At 33.0% G+C, this 19447-nt stretch carries 20 protein-coding genes, 1 tRNA gene and 2 pseudogenes; 6 read left to right on the forward strand and 17 right to left on the reverse strand.

Annotated elements, in window-relative coordinates:
* Positions 1 to 190 precede the first annotated feature (190 nt).
* On the reverse strand, positions 191 to 757 hold the full coding sequence (locus tag A3835_08905) for a hypothetical protein (protein ORI09827.1): 567 nt from the start codon (positions 755 to 757) through the stop codon (positions 191 to 193).
* Between the two features lie 64 nt (positions 758 to 821).
* On the opposite strand from A3835_08905, the pseudogene A3835_08910 reads away from it, so the two are divergent.
* A pseudogene (locus A3835_08910) lies at positions 822 to 1512 on the forward strand (uracil-DNA glycosylase).
* Position 1513: 1 nt separating this feature from the next.
* Here the strand turns inward: A3835_08910 and A3835_08915 are convergent.
* Positions 1514 to 1807 (reverse strand): hypothetical protein, encoded by a 294-nt coding sequence (locus tag A3835_08915; GenBank protein ORI09828.1) that lies wholly within the window; start codon positions 1805 to 1807, stop codon positions 1514 to 1516.
* Between the two features lie 81 nt (positions 1808 to 1888).
* Here A3835_08915 and A3835_08920 point away from each other — a divergent pair, with 81 nt between their 5' ends.
* The 4 genes from A3835_08920 (at position 1889) to A3835_08935 (ending at position 5693) form a co-directional block, all read left to right on the forward strand.
* A complete protein-coding gene (locus A3835_08920; protein ID ORI09829.1) occupies positions 1889 to 2416 on the forward strand; it encodes a 5-nitroimidazole antibiotic resistance protein in 528 nt (175 codons plus the stop codon).
* Between the two features lie 10 nt (positions 2417 to 2426).
* A complete protein-coding gene (locus A3835_08925; protein ORI09830.1) occupies positions 2427 to 3611 on the forward strand; it encodes an AAA family ATPase in 1185 nt (394 codons plus the stop codon).
* Between the two features lie 41 nt (positions 3612 to 3652).
* Entirely contained in the window at positions 3653 to 3892 is a 240-nt protein-coding gene (locus A3835_08930) for a hypothetical protein (protein ID ORI09831.1), read from the forward strand.
* 382 nt (positions 3893 to 4274) lie between these two features.
* Positions 4275 to 5693: an alanine glycine permease gene (locus tag A3835_08935; GenBank protein ID ORI09832.1), complete on the forward strand. Its 1419-nt coding sequence runs from the start codon at positions 4275 to 4277 to the stop codon at positions 5691 to 5693.
* A 74-nt stretch (positions 5694 to 5767) separates the two neighbouring features.
* On the opposite strand, the gene A3835_08940 is transcribed toward A3835_08935, so the two are convergent.
* Positions 5768 to 5843: transfer RNA gene (locus tag A3835_08940), tRNA-Val, on the reverse strand.
* 178 nt (positions 5844 to 6021) lie between these two features.
* On the opposite strand from A3835_08940, the pseudogene A3835_08945 reads away from it, so the two are divergent.
* Positions 6022 to 6302: pseudogene (locus A3835_08945) on the forward strand (hypothetical protein).
* A 124-nt stretch (positions 6303 to 6426) separates the two neighbouring features.
* Here A3835_08945 and A3835_08950 read toward each other — a convergent pair.
* The 14 genes from A3835_08950 to A3835_09015 all read right to left on the reverse strand — a co-directional run bounded on the left by A3835_08950 (position 6427) and on the right by A3835_09015 (position 19444).
* On the reverse strand, positions 6427 to 7557 hold the full coding sequence (locus A3835_08950) for a glycosyl transferase family 1 (GenBank protein ORI09833.1): 1131 nt from the start codon (positions 7555 to 7557) through the stop codon (positions 6427 to 6429).
* Between the two features lie 21 nt (positions 7558 to 7578).
* Entirely contained in the window at positions 7579 to 8559 is a 981-nt protein-coding gene (locus A3835_08955) for a hypothetical protein (GenBank protein ID ORI09834.1), read from the reverse strand.
* A 10-nt stretch (positions 8560 to 8569) separates the two neighbouring features.
* Positions 8570 to 9322: a hypothetical protein gene (locus A3835_08960; protein ORI09835.1), complete on the reverse strand. Its 753-nt coding sequence runs from the start codon at positions 9320 to 9322 to the stop codon at positions 8570 to 8572.
* A 9-nt stretch (positions 9323 to 9331) separates the two neighbouring features.
* Positions 9332 to 10357, reverse strand: a complete 1026-nt coding sequence (locus A3835_08965; protein ID ORI09836.1) for a dTDP-glucose 4,6-dehydratase — start codon at positions 10355 to 10357, stop codon at positions 9332 to 9334.
* Positions 10354 to 11229 carry a glucose-1-phosphate thymidylyltransferase gene (locus A3835_08970; GenBank protein ORI09837.1) on the reverse strand — a complete coding sequence of 292 codons (876 nt, stop codon included), beginning with the start codon at positions 11227 to 11229 and terminating at the stop codon, positions 10354 to 10356. Before A3835_08970 ends, A3835_08965 begins: the two co-directional genes overlap by 4 nt.
* On the reverse strand, positions 11226 to 12311 hold the full coding sequence (locus A3835_08975; GenBank protein ID ORI09838.1) for an aminotransferase: 1086 nt from the start codon (positions 12309 to 12311) through the stop codon (positions 11226 to 11228). The genes A3835_08970 and A3835_08975 overlap by 4 nt, the downstream gene beginning before the upstream one ends.
* Complete coding sequence (locus A3835_08980; protein ID ORI09839.1) at positions 12312 to 12671, reverse strand: hypothetical protein; 360 nt, start codon at positions 12669 to 12671, stop codon at positions 12312 to 12314.
* Positions 12672 to 13622: a glycosyl transferase gene (locus A3835_08985; GenBank protein ID ORI09840.1), complete on the reverse strand. Its 951-nt coding sequence runs from the start codon at positions 13620 to 13622 to the stop codon at positions 12672 to 12674.
* Complete coding sequence (locus A3835_08990; protein ORI09841.1) at positions 13623 to 14417, reverse strand: hypothetical protein; 795 nt, start codon at positions 14415 to 14417, stop codon at positions 13623 to 13625. It lies immediately after the preceding gene.
* Positions 14414 to 15343 (reverse strand): glycosyl transferase, encoded by a 930-nt coding sequence (locus A3835_08995; GenBank protein ORI09842.1) that lies wholly within the window; start codon positions 15341 to 15343, stop codon positions 14414 to 14416. The genes A3835_08990 and A3835_08995 overlap by 4 nt, the downstream gene beginning before the upstream one ends.
* A 293-nt stretch (positions 15344 to 15636) precedes the next feature.
* Complete coding sequence (locus A3835_09000) at positions 15637 to 17022, reverse strand: hypothetical protein (GenBank protein ID ORI09843.1); 1386 nt, start codon at positions 17020 to 17022, stop codon at positions 15637 to 15639.
* A 56-nt stretch (positions 17023 to 17078) separates the two neighbouring features.
* A complete protein-coding gene (locus A3835_09005) occupies positions 17079 to 17849 on the reverse strand; it encodes a flagellin modification protein A (GenBank protein ID ORI09844.1) in 771 nt (256 codons plus the stop codon).
* Positions 17836 to 18543: a flagellar modification protein B gene (locus A3835_09010; GenBank protein ID ORI09845.1), complete on the reverse strand. Its 708-nt coding sequence runs from the start codon at positions 18541 to 18543 to the stop codon at positions 17836 to 17838. Before A3835_09010 ends, A3835_09005 begins: the two co-directional genes overlap by 14 nt.
* On the reverse strand, positions 18536 to 19444 hold the full coding sequence (locus A3835_09015; GenBank protein ORI09846.1) for an oxidoreductase: 909 nt from the start codon (positions 19442 to 19444) through the stop codon (positions 18536 to 18538). The genes A3835_09010 and A3835_09015 overlap by 8 nt, the downstream gene beginning before the upstream one ends.
* Positions 19445 to 19447 lie beyond the last annotated feature (3 nt).

A 19447-nucleotide genomic window follows, 5' to 3' on the forward strand; every position in this document is an offset into this window, starting at 1 on the left:
TTTTTTATATATAAAGATAATAATCCCTAAAATATATGCATTTTATCAATATATTTTATTATATTTTAATATTATCAGTGATAATATTTGCTCCTGAAATGAATTTAGCAATTTCTCGTCTTTGCATTACTTAAATTCATTTTTCTCCCGACAATATTTAGTGCTAGGAAGTGGTTAGTCTAGCACTTTTTTATTCTGCAAAATTTATTAGCGTTGGTCGTACTATCTTCGTATAATCTTTTGTATTTAAAATGATCGATCTATCAAGTAGTCCCGCATTAAATGCGATCTCATCGTTTCTTTGTAGCAACCTTTCATCAACTACGATGTGTAAATTTTTATGAAAGCTAAATGGTGGTACTGAACCAAAAACACAATCTGTCAATGCAAAAACCTCATCTGGACTAGCTAGGCTTGCTCTTTTACCGTCAAATTTTTGTGTCAAAATATCAAGATTTGCCTGCATATCGGCTGGCAAAATAGCCAAGACATAAGCTTTACCAGCCTTCATCGCTGGCTTTTCATCGCTTAGCAAATAATCATTTAGCACATTTTCATCTTTAAAAATTTGCCAAAATCTCTCCTCATCCACCCCTTTTATAGAGCAAACCAGAGCCTTTGCGCCTTGGCTCATCTTTGTTCCCCTAAGTTTTGCCACCTCTTCTGAAGTGGTCGCACTCTCATGATTTAGAACTTTAAATTTGGCTTCATTTTTGCTAAGAAGCTCATATATCTTATTAAAAATTTGCTCAGACACAGCTCTTTCCTTTAGATAAATTTTAGTTAAAATTATACCGCTAAAACCAAAAAAGGGCAGGAAAATGCAGATAAATTTAGATGATATAAAGATCGAGCCAAGCTGGAAAGAGGTGCTAAAAGATGAGTTTTTGAGTGAAAATTTCGCACGTATCAAAGAAAATTTCTTAAAAGCAAAGAGTGCTGGCACCGTCTATCCACCAAGTGCGCTTATATTTAATGCATTTAACCTAACGCCTTTTCACTCTGTCAAAGTCGTAATCCTAGGCCAAGATCCATATCACGGCGCAAATCAAGCCATGGGGCTAAGCTTTTCAGTACCAAATGGCGTAAAAGTCCCGCCAAGTCTTATAAATATCTATAAAGAGATTTACGCTGATCTTGGCATAAAAGAGCCAAATAGCGGCGATCTAACAAAATGGGCAAAGCAAGGCGTACTGCTACTAAACTCAACTTTAAGCGTTAACGCTGGAGTGGCAAATTCCCACGCTAGCTTTGGCTGGCAGGGCTTTACAGACGCCGTCATAAAAAAGATAAGCGAAAATTTACAAAACGTAGTTTTATGCTTTGGGGCAATCCAGCTAGAGCCAAAGCACCGCTCATTGACGCCAGCAAGCACCTTATCTTAGAGGCAGCACATCCAAGCCCACTGGCTCGTGGAGCATTTTTTGGCTGCCGTCACTTCTCAAAAGCAAATATCTACCTAGCAAATCACGCAAAACGCCAATAGACTGGGATCTAAATGTAAAAATTTGATCTACTTTTTTAGATCATTTAAAAGTTTGCTTGTCTCTTCAAGCTTTCTTTTGCAAAATTTCTCATCTTTGTTTTGCAAGATTATGGCTTCTTGACCGCTTTGTCTTTGTTTAAAATCATCAAATTTAAGCTCAAAAAGTCTTAACGCCTTTTCATCGTTTGCGAGTCGTTTGCTCTCTTTGGCATAAAACTCGTCAAGATAGAGCCTACTTTGCTTGATATATTCATTGCAAACATCGTTTGCATGGACTAAATTTACGCCAAGTAGAATGGCAAAAATAGCTATTTTTTTCATGTTTTTCCTTGAAATTTTTGCGTTATAATAGCCTTTAAGCACTTAAATTTTAAAATGCTCTTTCAAAAAAAAGGATAAAAAATGAGACGAAAAGATAGAGAGCTAAGCCGTGAAGATGGCTTAAAAATCATAGATGAATGCGAATATGCGGTAATTTCATGCGTGGATGATGAGGGAGAAATTTTTAGCGTACCGATCTCGCCTGTTAGAGTTGGTGAAAGCATTTTTATACACGGAGCTACTGCTGGCTGTAAAGCAAAACTGCTTCAAAATGGACGAAAAGTGGAGTTTGTCTGCGTTAGCTTTAACAAAGTCCCGCATCTAAGCGAAAGTGAGCTTGAAGAGATAAAAAACGATGGCAAGGCACTTGGTGGTAAGGTTTTTACAACTGAATATAAAAGTGCAATCGCAAAAACTAGAGCCTACGAGGTCGAGGATGAGACCAAAAAGTATGAAATTTTAAAAATTCTTAGCCAAAAATATACCACGTACGCGATGAGTACATTTGACGTGGCTGCGGAGTATGGGCTAAAAATCATAAAAATTTACGAACTAAAGATAGAGGGCCTTAGTGCTAAGGCCAAAATTTTGCCAAAACCAGCAAAGTAAAGGAGTAAATTTGAGCTCGCTTGCACTGATGTTTAGACCAAAAAATTTGGATGAAATTTGCGGACAAAAGGCGGTTAAAGCGGCATTTTTAAAATTTATAGCCTCTAGCAAGATCCCGCACTCTATATTTTATGGTCCAGCAGGCTGTGGCAAGACAAGCTTTGCAAGAGCAGTGGCAAGCGGCGCAAACTACGACTTTTACGAGTTTGATGGCGGAAATTTAAAGATAGATGACTTTCGCAAAATTTTAAAAAACTACGAGAACGCCCTAAATAAGCCACTCTTTTTCATAGACGAGATCCACAGGCTTAGCAAAACCCAGCAAGAAGCACTGCTCATCCCCATGGAAAACTATAAGGCCCTAGTCATCGGTGCTAGCACGGAAAATCCCTTCTTCACACTAAGCTCAGGCATCAGAAGTCGCTCGATGCTCTTTGAGTTTAGGCCGCTTAGTAGTGGTAATTTTGAGGAGCTTCTTGGCAAGATCAGAGAGCAAATTTCTTTTAGTATAAATGATGAAGCCAAAGAATATTTATTTAAAAGTAGTGGTGGTGACGCAAGAGCTATGCTAAATTTACTTGAATTTGCCGTCACACTTGATGAAAATGTGAGCCTGGAAAATTTAAAAACACTGCGTCAAAACGCCCTAAAAGAGGGAGCAAAAGAAGATGACACGCACTATGAGCTAGCAAGCGCTTTTATAAAAAGTCTTCGTGGAAGCGACGAAAACGCCGTCATATACTACCTTGCAAGGCTCATAGACTCTGGCGAGAGTGCGGACTTCATCGCTAGAAGGATGGTGATATTTGCCAGCGAAGATATCGGCAATGCAAATCCAAATGCACTAAATTTAGCCGCCAGCACACTAAGTGCGGTAAAAGAGATAGGCTTTCCAGAGGCTAGGATAATACTAGCTCAGTGCGCCGTCTATCTAGCCAGCTCGCCAAAGTCAAACTCCAGCTACAACGCGATAAATGCCGCCCTAAGATATGTGCAAAGCGAAGAAATTTTAAAGATCCCGCCATATCTAAAAAATCACACAAAAGAGAGCAAGGACTACCTTTATCCGCATGATTTTGGCGGCTGGGTCAATCAAAAATACTTAGAAAAACCGCTTGTTTTTTATAAAAGCAAGGGCATAGGCTTTGAAAAAACGCTAAATGAGTGGCTAGAGAAAATAAAATCCAAGGGCTAAATTTTAGGCTTTACTCTTTTGAAATTTAAAAAGATATGCGCATGAACGAGCAAAATTTAACATATATAGCAAATTTAAAGATAGAAGACGTGTCTTGGAGTAGATTAACGACGGTTTATTGCATAGCAAGCGGATTTCCAAAAATTTTTAAACAGCTTTGGGCGGCGATCAGCGAGAAAAATTTGACGCAGAGCGTGACTACAGACAAGTCAAACAACGGACAAAATATGGCAAATCTAGCAAATAACAATGAAGCAAAATTTAACGCCAAAGCCTTTTAAACGCTTTTGATAAAATTTTTTAGCAAAACTAATAGCCAAATACGTTTTGCCAAGTTATATCCACGCAATAAAGATTGCGAATTTCTCACAAAAGCTATCTAAAACACATAAAAACCTAATTTTAAAATCCAAAAATCAAGAAATAATTTTAGCCATTCTAAACCTTCATTGTAAGATAAATTTAGAAATTATCAATCAAAAAACGCCTTAGAGTGTAAAATACTGGTCGTAAAATCTTGCTAGTAAAAGCAAGTTCACCGCGAGTAAGCCGAAAACTAGCACGAAATTTTAAGCCAAGCTAAAAAATTTTTCTTATTTATTCTAATTTTATATTTTTTTAAATATACTCGCTCTCTAAACTACACCAATGAAAGTCAAGAAAATGCCTACAAATTTTGCTGAAATTTTAAATAATTGTGTTGAAAGTATAAATTCATTTCTTTGGGGTCCATACTTCCTTATTACCCTACTTTGCGGCACTGGACTATTTTTTACTATTAGGCTTGGGTTTGTTCAAATTTTTAAGTTTAAAATGGGCTTAAAAGAGCTTTTTGGGAATTTCTCGCTTCACGGCGAAGCTGCTGGCAAGGCCGGTATGAGCCAGTTTCAAGCAGTTGCAACCGCAATCGCCGCACAAGTTGGCACTGGCAATCTAGTAGGTGCAACAACAGCTCTTATCATGGGTGGTCCTGGAGCGATTTTTTGGATGTGGTGCGCCGCGTTTTTAGGCATGGCTACAAATTTTGCTGAAATTTGCCTAGCTCAAATTTACCGCACAAAAGACGATAGTGGGCACACGATAGGCGGTCCGGCATTTTATATAAGTCGTGGATTAAAGGGAAAATGGTCAAAAATTTTAGCTGGATTTTTCGCTATCGCTATCATTATCGCACTTGGCTTTATCGGCAATATGGTTCAAGCAAACTCAATCTCAGATGGCTTTAGTGGTGCTTTTGGTATACCGCAGTGGCTAACTGGAGCCTTTTTGGCGATCGTTTGTGCAGTCATCTTTATAGGTGGCGTCAAAGCGATCGCAAGAGTAGCTGAAAAGATCGTGCCTATCATGGCGTTACTTTACGTAGGAGTGGGGCTAGCTATTATATTTTTAAATTTCCAGCAAATCCCAGAAGCTGTCTCGCTCATTTTTAGAGCCGCATTTGATCCTTCAGCAGCTTGGGGTGGGGCTACTGGAGCTAGCATTGCAGCTGCTATGAGATACGGCATCGCAAGGGGTCTTTTTAGCAATGAAGCCGGAATGGGCTCAACTCCGCACGCACACGCTGCGGCTAATGTCAAACACCCAGTCGATCAAGCAGTGCTTGGCATAATGAGCGTATTTGTAGATACTTTTATCGTTTTAAATATAACCGTTTTTGTAGTGCTTACTGCAAATGTTATTAGCTTTGAAAATGGCAAAGCAGTCTTTACAGGCATAACCTTGGTACAAGAGGCCTTCTCGTCGCATATCTTTGGTAAGGTTGGCGGATATAGTTTCGTAGCTGTTTGCCTATTTTTCTTTGCATTTACAACGATTCTTGGATGGTACTATTTTGCTGAGATCAACGTAAGATACCTTCTTGGGGCAAAAGCGGTTAGAGCTTTTCAAATTTTAGTAGTCGTTTTTGTATTTTTGGGAAGCTTGCAAAAGGTTGATTTTGTCTGGAGTCTAGCAGATATGTTTAATGGCTTGATGGTCGTACCAAATTTAATTGCCATCATCATTTTAAGCCCTATCGTGGCAAAGCTTTTAAAAGATCACGATGCTGGCAAAGAGTATGATGTGAAAGATTATTTGAAATAAATCTTCACCGCATCTTTAGAAAATTTACTAATAATTAATTTTTAAATCTTTTATTTAGGATATTTTATTAGAAGTGGTGGCCCCGAATGGACTCGAACCATCGACCACTACCATGTCAAGGTAGTGCTCTACCAACTGAGCTACGGGACCAAAGATTTGGGATTATATTTTATTTTCTATTTTATTTAGCTTAATTCTTTAGTAATTAAATTTATTTATAAGCAGTAAATGTAATGGATAAATTTAGAATTGGCTAACGCTTGCTTCGCAGTTATCGGCAAAGATGAAAACTACCATGTCAATATCGGCAACTCACACATCGTCATAAAAACTCCTTGATAGCGACAAAAAGCTAAAATGTGTAAGCTGTCTCTATGATGCAGGACATAGCGCTAGCTTTAAAAATTACCCTGAATACTGGAAGCCAACATATAAAAATTTATGAAAATAAGATGTTGGAGCAAAAGATTGATACTAAGAAAAAAAATTTTGAAAGATGATTATAACCCTACAAAAGAGGAAGAGGAATTTTTAAAACAAAAGGCTGATAAGAATAATACAAAACCAGTTAGTGGACTAACAAGGCAGAAGTCTAGCTTAGAAAACTAGCAAGCTTGTCTTGGATTTATTATTTAAATCATGATAAGCCCGCTAAAAGATAAGTCTAAATTTTTAAATTAAAATCTTTAATACTATAAATTAAAAAAGTAAAAAATTTAAAAATAGCAATGTGCTATTTCCCAATAATAATCTTTGCAAGTCTTTCATTCTTTTCATTTATATTAAATTTTACTTCAGCTATTTTTCTACTTTCTATACCCATTTGGACTATCATTTCTGGATTTTGTATAAAATAAATCATCTTTTGTGCCAAAATTTTACTATCAAATGATGGCACCAAGAATCCATTTACTCCATCTTCAACAGTTTCTCTACATCCTACGCTATTTGTGGTTATTACTACCCTTCCTATTGCCATGGCTTCCTGCGTACTTCTTGGCACACCTTCTCTGTAATACGAAGGCAAGACAAAAATGGAACTATTCACTATCCGTTCTTTTATATCATTTACGAAGCCAGGATATATAACTACGCCACTATCAAGATAAGGTTTTAGCTCTTCTTGCGTTAATCCAAATGGATTGTGCTCATCAAAACCACCAAATATATAAAACTTTACATCTTTATATTTTTCTTTTACGATTTTAGCTGCCTCTAAATACTCAAATATTCCTTTTTCTGCAAGAAGCCTTGCTATAAAAATAAAACTTATAGGATCAGTAGGTGCTTTAGTATATGAGAATTTATCAAGATCAACACCTATACCACCTAAGATATTTATGGACTTTACTTTTATATTGTATTTATCAATCAAATCCTTTTTATCGTCATTATTTAAAAATATAAGCTCATCAAGAGATGGTAGTGAAATTTTATATAAAAGAACTTGTATAGCTTTTATAATTTTCGCCTTTTTTGTTTGCCCATTTTTATGAACTGTAAAAGCTCCGCCAAGCCCTTCTATCATGCCTACTATTCGTGGTACTCTTGCCATTTTTGCGGCTATAGTTGCAAAAATGACTGGCTTAACAAAAAAAGAAAAAACCGCATCTGGCCTATGCTGCCTAAATAGCTTAACCAAATCATATGTGGCAACGAAATCTTTAAATGGATTTAGTCCTTTTGTATTTAAAGTGTGGTCAAGCGGTGTTGCACCCAATGAGATTATTTTTTTTCTACTTTCTTCATTGTAGTCACTAACTAAACAGTAGACATCATGCCCTTTTGATACAAGTAGTTTTATAAACTCTTCTCTGAAATTTATCATCATGGACGAGACATTACCGATTATAAAAATTTTCATAGCAACTCCAATCATACGAATCTAAAAATTTCTAAGCCTAATAAATACTTTTTTTGCAAAAACAAAAATTTGCGGGAACCCTATAAAAACTGTGCTATATAAAATTTTATAGATTATATTTCTATTGATTTGAAAAACATATTTTATATTATTTGCTTCTGGGCATATAGCATTTATTTGTTTTTTAAAATCACTTTCAGAATAATCCAAAGTGAATTTTAAAATAGTAGGAATATGAAATTTAAAATATTCATCAAAAAGATCTTTTTGTATCAAAAAATTCTTTACAGCTCTGCTAAAATCAGCAAAATCATCAAGGGCTTTTTTATTATTTGAAAAACTACTAGAAAGTGAATTAGGATTTGTTCTATAGTGATAAAATGGTTTTGCAATATGAGTAATTTTTTTTGCCCAATAAAAAAGCTGTAAATTTACAAAACTATCTTCACAATGTGAAAAATGTGGAAATTCAACATTTTCATAAAGCTCTCTTTTAACCAATTTATCACACATGGAAACAGAAATTTCATGAGATAAAATAGCTTTTACAAAGTTCAAATTAGACTTTGGATGATTTTTTGTATAAAAAAAACTTTTTACAACGCTTTTTTTATTAAATTCTTTAATATAGTCAAAACAAACTATGTCTGCATAACTTTTTCTAGCTTCATTAATCAAAGAACTTACCATATCTTTATCGACCCAGTCGTCACTATCTACAAACAAAACATATTTACCACTTGAAGCATCCAAACCGTATTTTCTAGTAAGACTTGATCCACTATTTTTTATATTGTTGATAATTTTTATATCATCTTTTCTATTTGGGTATCTTTCAATAATATCCTTCAAAATTTTCATAGAACTATCTGGAGTACAATCATTTACAAAAATATACTCTATATTGTTATAGTCTTGCTCTAAAAGCGTAGTTACACACTTTTTTATATATTTCTCCACATTATAAATAGGCACTATTATGGATATATCATAGTCTTTCATTTATATATCTTTATAATTTTCTAAAATTTTTAATAAGTCTTAAAATAAATAGAGTAGTTTGCACAAATTTATTTTCACCCATAGCTATTTGAACTCTATAAAATTCACAAAGAGTTCCTAACATATCAATGCTACTAACTCCATCATTTGAAAATTTACCGACAATACTTTTTATAACTTTTATCTTTGCTCCATAATTTGCAGCAGTTAGTACAAATAGCTGATCTGCTACTATTGGAAATTTTCTTGAATAGTAACCAAGTTTTTGATGAAGACTTGTGCGATATATTGAGCCTACAGCATGTCCAGAGATGTAGTGAGCTTGTGCCTTTAGCCATCTTGGTCCACCATTTGGCTCAATTTTGCCATTATTAGTATCAATACAAGCTGTTATTATGTCCACATCATCTCCTATAGCTTTCTTATAATCTTGAATGGCATTTGGATAAAGCTCATCATCAGCACCGATAACAAGATAGAATTCTCCATTACAAGCTTTTATACCTCTATTTAAAGCATCATAAATCCCAAAGTCATCGCTAGAAATCACTTTTATGTTTATCCCATTCATATTTTTTAAAATTTCTAAAGTCTTATCGCTAGACACTCCATCAGAAATGATCCACTCAAAATCTTTATCGACTTGCTCTTGTAAACTTTTTATCAATCTAGGCAAGAATTTATCAGCATTATAAGTTGCTGTAATTACGCTAAGTCTTGTGGGTCTTTCTTCATAATTTTTATAATAAATTTCTTGCAACACTAATAGGCCTTAATACACACATTGATACTTTCTTAAATACCACTTGATAGTTTTCACTATTCCGCTATCAAAATTCTCATCTGCTCTCCATCCTAGATCATTTTCTATCTTACTCGCATCAATAGCATATCTCCTATCATGTCCAGCTCTATCTTTCACAAATGTGACTAAATCCTTATATGAGAAATTTGAAATCGGTACCTCTTTGTCCAAAATAGTTGTAATGACATTAACTATTTCTATATTGGTCTTTTCGTTTCTTCCTCCAATATTATATGTTTCACCACTTTTTCCGCCATGAAATACAGCGTCTATTCCTTTACAGTGATCAAGCACATATAACCAATCCCTTACATTTTTGCCATCACCATAGACTGGTATTGGCTTTTTTTCAAGAGCATTTTTTATAATTATCGGTATAAATTTCTCGTTGTGTTGCTTTGGGCCATAGTTATTTGAACAATTTGTAATTACCGTATTTAGTCCATATGTCTCATGATATGATCTAACTATCATATCAGATGAGGCCTTAGATGCTGAATACGGAGAATTCGGTGCATACGGTGTTCTTTCGGTAAATAGTTCATCTGGATCAAGGCCAAGGGTTCCATAAACCTCATCTGTGCTAATATGATGAAATCTCGAGTTTTTATACTCCTCCTTATAGCTAAACGGGCCTTTCATCCAATGTTTATAAGCCACATCTACCAAGGTAAAAGTTCCATTTATATTTGTCTGTATAAATACGTCTGGACTTTTTATTGAGTTGTCCACATGAGATTCAGCAGCAAAATGAATAACACTCTTCACATCATATTCTTTAAATATAAATTCTACCAATCCTCTATTACAAATATCTCCTTTGATAAATTTATAATTTTGATTTTTTTCGCACTCTTTTAAATTTTCTAAATTCCCCGCATATGTCAGAAGATCCAAAATTACCAATCGATAGTATGGATGCTTCTCTAAAAAATACGGTACGAAGTTTGACCCTATGAAGCCGGCACCGCCAGTTACTAAAATGGTTTTCATGTATTAGCTACCTTTAGAAGATATTTCCCATAGCTATTTTTAGATAACTCGTTTCCTAACGCTATTAGCTGTTCTTTTGAAATATACCCCTTTTTATAAGCTATCTCTTCTATACAAGCTATTTTCAGCCCTTGCCTTTTTTCTATTACCTCTATAAAATTACTAGCTTCCAGCAAACTTTCATGCGTTCCGGTATCAAGCCATGCATACCCCCTACCTAAAACCTCTACATATAGTTTTTCTTGCCTTAAATACTCTTGATTTATAGTAGTTATTTCCAACTCACCTCTACCTGACGGCTTAACATTTTTAGCTATTTGCACGACGTCATTTGGATAAAAATACAAACCTATTACAGCATAGTTACTCTTTGGGCTCTTTGGTTTTTCCTCAATGCTTATAGCCTTTTTATTTTTATCAAATTCAACAACGCCATAAGCCGATGCATCATCGACGTAATAACCAAACACAACTCCCTTTTTATCATTTTCTACTTTTTGTTTGCTATTTTCAAGTAGTTTTATTAGACCTTCGCCATATATGAGATTATCACCAAGTACCAAACAAACGTCATCATTTCCTATAAATTTTTCACCTATTATAAAAGCTTCTGCAAGTCCATTTGGATGATTTTGTATGGCATACTGGATATCTAATCCTAAACCGCTTCCATCTCCGAATATATCCTTAAATCTATCTATATCTTTTGGAGTGGAAATGATCAAAATTTCTTTGATATTAGCAAGCATAAGTACTGACAATGGATAATAGATCATTGGCTTATTGTAAATTGGCAACAACTGCTTAACTATACCCTTTGTAATTGGATAAAGCCTGGTTCCGCTTCCACCGGCTAAAATTATTCCTTTCATTTATGCCACCTATTCATAATATCGCAAATTTTTAATATATCTTCTTCCTTATGAAAATAAGATATAGGTAAACTTAAGGTCGTATTATGTATCTCTTCGCTTATTGGGTACTGGCCTTCTATTATGCCCTGCATAGATTTTTGTCTATGTGGTGGTAATGGATAATGTATTTCGGTTTTTACTTCATTTTCAAGAAGATAATTTTTTAGTTCATCTCTATTTTTATGTCTAACATTGAATATATGATAAACATCAAAATAATCCCTATCCACAACAGGTTTTATAAACCTATCATCCAAATTTTCTATATAGATTTTTGCTAGCTCTCTTTTATGATTTGTAATTTCATCTAAAATTTCAAGTTTGGCTGATAAAAAGCCAGCTTGAATTTCATCTAATCTTGAGTTATAGCCTAGTTCATCATTATAGTATTTTATAGCAGAGCCGTAGTTTCTAAGAGATCGAAATATCTTTGCTAAATTCTCATCATTTGTAGTGATAGCTCCGGCATCACCCAATGCCCCTAAATTTTTTGTTGGATAAAAACTAAAACATCCTATACCAAAACTACCAACAATTTTGTTCTTAAATTTAGCTCCGTGCGCCTGTGCCACATCTTCGATTATCTTTAAATCATACTTATTTGCAATAGAGCAAATTTTATCCATATCACAAGCTTTGCCATATAGATGTACGACTATAATCGCTCTTGTGTTTTTAGTTATTTTTTCTTCAATTCTATTTGGATCTATATTATATGTATTTATATCAGGCTCAACCAAAATAGGTTTAAATCCATTTCTAACAATTGCCAAAATAGTTGCTATATACGTATTAGACGGTACTATTATCTCACTATTTTTAGGAAAATTACATGCGTCTATCGCCAAGATTAGAGCATCAAGGCCGCTTGCAACCCCTATGCAGTGTCTTACATTACAAAAAGAGGCAAAACTTTCTTCAAATTTTTTTACTTGATCTCCTAGAATAAACCAACCGCTATTTAGGAAATCATTAAAACTCTCTTTATACTTATTAAATAACTTTTCATTCGCTAGTTTTAAATTTTCGTACTCAATCATTCAATACTCCTCGCTAACATAATCATCTTTATTATAAAACTCTGAGGCAAAAACTAACAGAGTAGAGCCTTTCGTAAATTTATCCATAGTATGCCAATCTTCTGGCTTGAGCAACAAGCACTTTGAAGGGCTATCTAGTAAAAATATTTCTTTTTTTAGTCCGTCGTTGACATATACTTCGCAACTTCCATCAAGACATATTAAAGCTTGGATAGTCTTTTTATGCCTATGGCCGCCCCTTTTTTGAGTCACGCCATATATGCAATAAAATCTCTTTATCTCAAATGGAAGTAGCTTTTCCATGACAGTAAGCCCACCTCTTTCATCTTTAAATGTTGGCAAATCGATAACATAAGCCATTCATAGTCCTAAAATATATTTTTTATCATAAACATTATAAGTATTTTTTATCAATCTTTTAACTTTTACAAGTGGTGTTTTCCAGCTTTTTTTAAGTTTTATAGTACCATGAAAATCATATTTATACCCTAGCTCTTCCAGCCTGCCTTTTATATCTTCTAAATGAGATAGATATGGCTTGTATAAATTTTTTAAATCAAATTTTCTTAGTTTATAGCTTCCAAATTCTAATTTATTATTTTCTAAAAACTTAAAACCATGAAAATGATAAAAAATTAGCTCAAATTCTTTTTTAGAAAGATCATATTGTTGGATATTCCAGGGCGCAACCCCACCGCCTAAATTTTTTAAAGAGTAGACTCCGTTAAATCTATTTAACCAATCATCTAAATATTTTTGATCGCCGAATTTGCCATTTTCAAACCTAGCATAGCACCACTCATTACAAGCATTTCTCCACCAGTTTAGTACTTCCATTCCATTTTTATCATTTTTAAAAGTCATAAACTGTACGCAGTAAATCCCGCTAGTTTTACTTTGATCATATTCTTTAGTATATCTATGCTCTGTGATTAAAACAGACTTTTCACCCAGCTCCTCGATGAGTACGGCTGGATTTGAGAAAAAATATAAATCTGCATCAAGATACGTACAACTACTAAGATTATATTTTTCTATGCAGTACTTAATAATCGAAGGTGTACAAGTCCAGCAATATTCGCCTGGTGTTCTACTTTTTTTTATATTTAAAAGTTCATCATCTTCAAATTCTTCAAGCTGAATTATTGTTGCTGCTTCTAATTTTAACTCTTTTAGAACTTTGCAGCTTCTATCATCAAAAGAAAAAATATATAGATGAAATTTATCGCTATTCTTTTTAAGGGACTCATACATAGCTAAGCCACGAGTTAGATAATTGCTATCAAAAAGAGTACAGTAGTTATATGTCATTTAAAGTCCTTTTAAAATATATCCTTTGAAATAGTAATCTTCACACTTCCCGTCTAAGGCATCATACTCTTCAACAACAACATATCCCTGGTCTTTTAAAAAAAGCAATAACTCGTTTTCTTCAAAAAACCAGCATGGGTAACTGGCATCATAAATTTGAGGTGGAACCATTTGTAGTCTGATTTGCCTCTTTTTTGCAAAAGGAGTTCTATCTATCAAAATAAAATCAAAACTATTTTTTAATATACTCTTCATCAATTCATAAGGCTTTTCAATATACTGTAAAACACTTGATAAAACTAAAATATTTGGATTCTGTTCTTTCTTACAAGTTTCTATATCATAATAGAATTTTAGCCTACTATCTTTAAAATCTTTTTTACCAACGTCAACAAAATGCTTTTGCTCAACAATACTCCAAGAAACTTCATCAATTTCATCTAAGAATTTTTTATTTTGAAAATAGGTGCTTCCTAAACTTCCACCAAAGTCAAGCACCCTAAGCTCTCCTTTGGATTTTACACAAGCATACATTAGTCCAGCTAGTAGTGGCCAAGAATATTGGATCTTATCAAATATTACGCTGTCTCTCTCAAAGACAGCTTCTTTGTTTTTAACCTTTAAAAGAGAGGCTCTGACCTTTTGGAGTATTTCTTTGCTATCATAGCCAATGGATACCTTTTTGGCTTCTTCCCAAGTACTATAGCTACCCTTCCAGCCGTACTTGTTTGGCCTTAATCTCTTTAGAAGATTACACAAAATGGGTGGAATTAAACTCTTAATAAATTGTCTCATAATTTAATTAGTCTCTTTACTTTTAATAATATTCTTTGTATCAAATTTGGATTTATTTTCTTAAAAAATATCTCAAATTTTTTTCTAGCAGTTAAATCTTCTTTAATGTCTATTTTATCAATTACAATGTTTTTATTTAAATCTATATCAAATAAATTAGTTTTAATCTTGCAATGGGTTGCCTGACTATCAAATCCAATATTTTGAACATAGCTTTTTCCTGGGTAAAGAGTTAACATGCCATTTAAGAAGGTACTAGCATACCATCTAATAGCCCATGAATTATTTTTTCCTACAATTTGAGACTTTAGCATCTTGACAAATCCATAGCTACCATTAAAATCTATCTCTTTTTCAAGCTTTAGTTTTCTTATTTCATCTAATAACTTTTGTCCATTTGGCTCAAAAATACTCCATTTATCACTCCAAGTGGCCCATCCCCAACAATCAGCTCCCTTGATAAAAAAAGTTTCAGGAAGGCTATCTATAGGATAAATATATCCGTGAATAGAAGCAACTCTTGGCTCGTCCTTGTATAGCTCTAATCCTTTGTTCATAAAACTTAAAAAATAAGGACTTGTGATCAAATCATCTTCAAGAACTATTATCCTACCATACTCGTTTACAATCTTTGTAACACCGTCTATTATATTGCTAGCCAGACCAAAATTTCTTTCTCTTTGTATTATGGTAACCTTTTTAAATCCATTTACTTTTTTTATATATTCTCTTACTTCTGCAACTTTTATTTCATCATTTCGACTTTTGGCTGCATCTGAGTATATAAATATTTCACTTTGATTAGCCAGCTCATTCGCTAATAAGGCTTCTAATGTTTGTTTGGTATGATCAAGACGATTATATACAAATAATACTATGGGTGCTAAATTATCCAACTTTAAGCTATCCTTCCGTTTCTGAATCATAATGTATAACTTTTATATTTTTAATAAACTCTTTAGTATAGTTTTTGCAATAAGCACTTTTACTCCATTATATATAAATAGTTAATTTTATATATTTTTAAATGTTATTCTGATTGTCTACCAATTTAAAATAACTACTTTTGATTTTTTAAATCTTATCCCTAGTTTATTGTTTTTTATTTTTAGTTCTAAATATTAATCTAGAAAATTATTTAAAAATTCAATAATATTTTACCTTGTTGTTTTTAGTTAAATCTTTCTCGAAATTTATTTCACTATAATTTCCTATATTCTTATTTAAGTAAATCTTCAAACAATAAATCAAAATTATTATTTTGATTATTTTCAACCTCATAATAATAATTTTCAATAATCAAATCTAAATTATCATAATCAGGTTGGTATCCATTTTTTAGAATTTCTAATGCTTTTTTACAATCATCATCATTTTTTATATCGAAAATCCCATTTACTTTGGTTAAAGCTGATGTATTTTGAGAAAAAGCAATGAAAGGCTTTCTCATTATTAGAGACTCAAGAAATATAGTTCCGCCTATAGACGAAGTGGCTATTGAGTTTTCCAGAAGAAGCCTACTAGGTATATTGCTTTTTATTAAATATGTATTTGGTAAATTTTTAATCTCATCATAAAATCTTTTTGTTTTAAACTTATGTAAAGTAGCTAAAAAATAATACGTTGTTTCATTATTTAGATTTTGATGCTGATGAGGATGTTCTTTTACATACAATTTCCACCCATTTGGCAAATTTTGAGATATTGTCTTTATGGCAACTAGTTGGTTAGCAAAAGTTGTTCTAGCAAGTGTTGCAGCCTCTGGCTCCATATGAAGCGAGTAGTAAACATATTTTTGAGATGGATCAAAATCGATACACAAGCTACTATAATAACTATAAATTTTTTTTGAAAATAGAAACCCATTAAAATACTCCCACCAATCAACAAAAAATGAATGATGTGTGACTTTGTATTTACCCATTATGTACAAAATAAATGTAGGAAGTAAGAATCCGCCAATTTTTTCTAATACTTTTAATATTATTTCTTTAAAACGTACTTTTTTGGCAGGCTTTTTATCTGAGATTAGTTTAGAATTGAATAAAAAGTCTTTTATATTAATTTCTTTTAAATTATACTTTTTAAAATCTATCTTAATATACTCTTTTTCTACATAATTTAATATAGAATTAGAAACAATATTGCCATTATATAGACTTGTTTCTAGTAAAAATACACGCTTATTATAATACTTTGCAACATCAAAAATAACAGAATCAAAAAGTCCACCAAATTCTAAAGTAGAAGAAAATACTGCATCTATTTTTTCATTTTTAAATCTATCCATCCAAAACGATAATGCACAATAATATAAATATTGTTGTGCATTTAGATCACTTGTAACTCTAGAAAAAAAATGTTCTACTTTTAATTGTGTATTTCTAAAATTCTCAATGATAGAATAATCTAGTTTTATATTTTGTTTAGTATAATATTCATTTACTTCGTACCATGATAAAACAATAGGTATATTATACTTTTCCTGTATATTTATAACATCACTCTTTGAGCCCACTATTAATGTATCAATTTGCAATACATTTGACCTAATCACCGAATGCACTACATTGCAATCTAAATCAATTAAAATAATTTTTCTCATTTTAATAACCCATTTTACTAATCATAACAACCATAGTATAATTTAAATTCATTTCTTTATAAACTAAATCCATCGTCAACTACAATATTTTGTCCATTTACATATTTTGATACATCGCTTAGTAAATAGATTAAAGCACCGCAAATATCATTTGCATTGAGCATTCCTTTCATGCCACATCTTTTTTTATACTGGCTTAAAAATGGCTCAGGCTGCCCATCTAAAATTCCTCCAGGACTTATAGCGTTTACGCGGATATTGTCTTTTTTAAACATCTTTGCCATGTATTTTGTCATGCCAAGAAGACCATGTTTTACTACTGTGTATTCGACTGGAGAGTGCATATTTGTTCCCTCGTAGGTCTCAAAGGCAGGAGCTCCAATACCTTGTATAGATGAGATATTTATGATATTGCCGTAACCTTGCTCTAAAAAGAATTTTATAAAATTTTGTGAGATATTAAAGTATCCGCCAAGGTGTAAATTTAAAAAGGCATTGAAATCATTCATATCTATCTCAAAAAATTTCTTACCGTAATTTTTGTTTTTTGGATAGGCGTTATTTACCAGTGCATCTATGTGGCCATATTTTGAGTATAAGAAATTTATGGCTTCATTAACAGAATTTACGTCACCGATGTCAATTTGTAAAACTTCGATTTTCGCATCTTTGTTTGAGGTTTTTATCTCATCTTTTAGTAAATTTGCTCTTTTTGTGTCGACTTCTGCTATTACTCCAACTCCGTTTTGACTAGCGATGGCTCTTATGAAAGCACTTCCTATCCTACCAGCCCCTCCCGTTACTACTATGACTTTATCTGTTAGCATTTTTTTCCTTCATTAAAAACTCTACAAATTTAAAATCCAGTTCACAATCTATATCGATTGATCTGTCTTCGCTCATCACATAAAGCCCAGTTCTTGGCAAAAACAATGTATCGTTATTTAGTAAGGCTTCACGTTTCCAGATATAGATAGAAGCGTTCATATCATAAGTCTTTGGGGCATCTTGTCGTCTTACAATGGCTTTTGATAAAGTTTTTGCAAGCCCCACATGTCCGTCAGGATAAATTTCAACCAAGTTAAAGTATGGGCTTCTTCTGCTTGGCATTGCGGTTATTAGATTATCATTTTCATCGCTTAAAAACTGCTTGTAAGCGTTTATGATATCGCTTACATCACGAAGTGGAGCCGTTGCATCAAGATCGATCTCGTAATCAAATTTTTGTGCGTAATGTTGTTCGCTTTTTAAAAAAGCATCTTTTATCACATCAAATTTTCCAGCTGTGTCGCTGGCCATAGCAGCATCTCTTTTAAAAAATACTTCTGCACCGTATTTTACTGCCGTTTCTGCGATTAAATCGCTATCAGTACTAATTACTATATGCTCAAATAAATTTGACTCTCTAGCCTGCTCTATGGTGTAAGCGATAAGTGGTTTTCCACAAAGCTCACGTACATTTTTCCCTTTTACACCCTTGCTACCACCTCTTGCACATATTGTACATAAAACATTACTCATTATTTTGCCTTTGAATTTGATCTATTATGTCCATAGTATCTTGTCCTTCGCTAAAGCCACAAACGTATCTTTGTTCACCCAAGACATCTTTATGCATAGCTAAAAACATCTCATTTTTTGCCAAATTTGGCATATTAAAAATTTGCCTATTGATATCTTGTTTTATGAGAGTACCTTTTATGAAATCAAGCTCATAAGTTGAGCCTTCGCACTCCACTCGCACGTTTCTATGTGTAATGTGGCTCAGATAGTCAATGCTTATATTGGCTACTACATTATTATTTGTTTTACCAAAGATCAAGCATAAATCATCGCTTGTTATCTGTAAATTTGAGATTTTATCTTGAAAGCTTTTTATACTCTTAAATTTGCCACACAGCCACATGGTATAGTCTAACTCATGACTAAGATCTAGCAAAACCCCACCGCCTTTTTCTTTGCTAGCACTATAACATTTTGTATAGTCTCCATTTCTCCAGCTTGGTAGATACTGTCCACAACTAGCGTTTATGTAAAAAATTTTTTCACTCTTCAAAAGCTCTTTTAGTTTTTGTAAAAGTGGATGATATCTAAGCACGTAGCCTACAAAAATTTTGTTATTTTTTGGTGTAAAATCGTAAAATTTCTCAAACAAAGGCTTTTCGCAAAGTATTATTTTATCTTTTACTTTCTCGTCTAGAAATTTTAAATTTTGCAGATGTAAAAATGTAGGAGTTGCTATGACAAAGTAGTCAAACTTGTCTAAATTTGAGACTTCTTCTAAACTTTTGTAACAAATTTTATTGGCTACATTTTGGCTAGTAACGAGGCAGATCTCATCTATCTGTGGTAATGCTTCTAATACTTCGCAATGCCTTTTACCTATTGAGCCATAACTTATAATTAAAATTTTTAACTTCATCTT

The organism is Campylobacter concisus (assembly GCA_002092835.1).
GTDB lineage: Bacteria > Campylobacterota > Campylobacteria > Campylobacterales > Campylobacteraceae > Campylobacter_A > Campylobacter_A concisus_K.

Coding starts and splice junctions, on each gene's coding strand:
- A3835_09000 (ORI09843.1), bottom strand. CDS start 17,022: ATGAGAAAAATTATTTTAATTGATTTAGATTGCAATGTAGTGCATTCG.
- A3835_08970 (ORI09837.1), bottom strand. CDS start 11,229: ATGAAAGGAATAATTTTAGCCGGTGGAAGCGGAACCAGGCTTTATCCA.
- A3835_08985 (ORI09840.1), bottom strand. CDS start 13,622: ATGACATATAACTACTGTACTCTTTTTGATAGCAATTATCTAACTCGT.
- A3835_08975 (ORI09838.1), bottom strand. CDS start 12,311: ATGATTGAGTACGAAAATTTAAAACTAGCGAATGAAAAGTTATTTAAT.
- A3835_08955 (ORI09834.1), bottom strand. CDS start 8,559: ATGAAAGACTATGATATATCCATAATAGTGCCTATTTATAATGTGGAG.
- A3835_08980 (ORI09839.1), bottom strand. CDS start 12,671: ATGGCTTATGTTATCGATTTGCCAACATTTAAAGATGAAAGAGGTGGG.
- A3835_08920 (ORI09829.1), top strand. CDS start 1,889: ATGAGACGAAAAGATAGAGAGCTAAGCCGTGAAGATGGCTTAAAAATC.
- A3835_09010 (ORI09845.1), bottom strand. CDS start 18,543: ATGAGTAATGTTTTATGTACAATATGTGCAAGAGGTGGTAGCAAGGGT.
- A3835_08965 (ORI09836.1), bottom strand. CDS start 10,357: ATGAAAACCATTTTAGTAACTGGCGGTGCCGGCTTCATAGGGTCAAAC.
- A3835_08995 (ORI09842.1), bottom strand. CDS start 15,343: ATGATTCAGAAACGGAAGGATAGCTTAAAGTTGGATAATTTAGCACCC.
- A3835_08930 (ORI09831.1), top strand. CDS start 3,653: ATGAACGAGCAAAATTTAACATATATAGCAAATTTAAAGATAGAAGAC.
- A3835_08935 (ORI09832.1), top strand. CDS start 4,275: ATGCCTACAAATTTTGCTGAAATTTTAAATAATTGTGTTGAAAGTATA.
- A3835_09005 (ORI09844.1), bottom strand. CDS start 17,849: ATGCTAACAGATAAAGTCATAGTAGTAACGGGAGGGGCTGGTAGGATA.
- A3835_09015 (ORI09846.1), bottom strand. CDS start 19,444: ATGAAGTTAAAAATTTTAATTATAAGTTATGGCTCAATAGGTAAAAGG.
- A3835_08915 (ORI09828.1), bottom strand. CDS start 1,807: ATGAAAAAAATAGCTATTTTTGCCATTCTACTTGGCGTAAATTTAGTC.
- A3835_08990 (ORI09841.1), bottom strand. CDS start 14,417: ATGAGACAATTTATTAAGAGTTTAATTCCACCCATTTTGTGTAATCTT.
- A3835_08950 (ORI09833.1), bottom strand. CDS start 7,557: ATGAAAATTTTTATAATCGGTAATGTCTCGTCCATGATGATAAATTTC.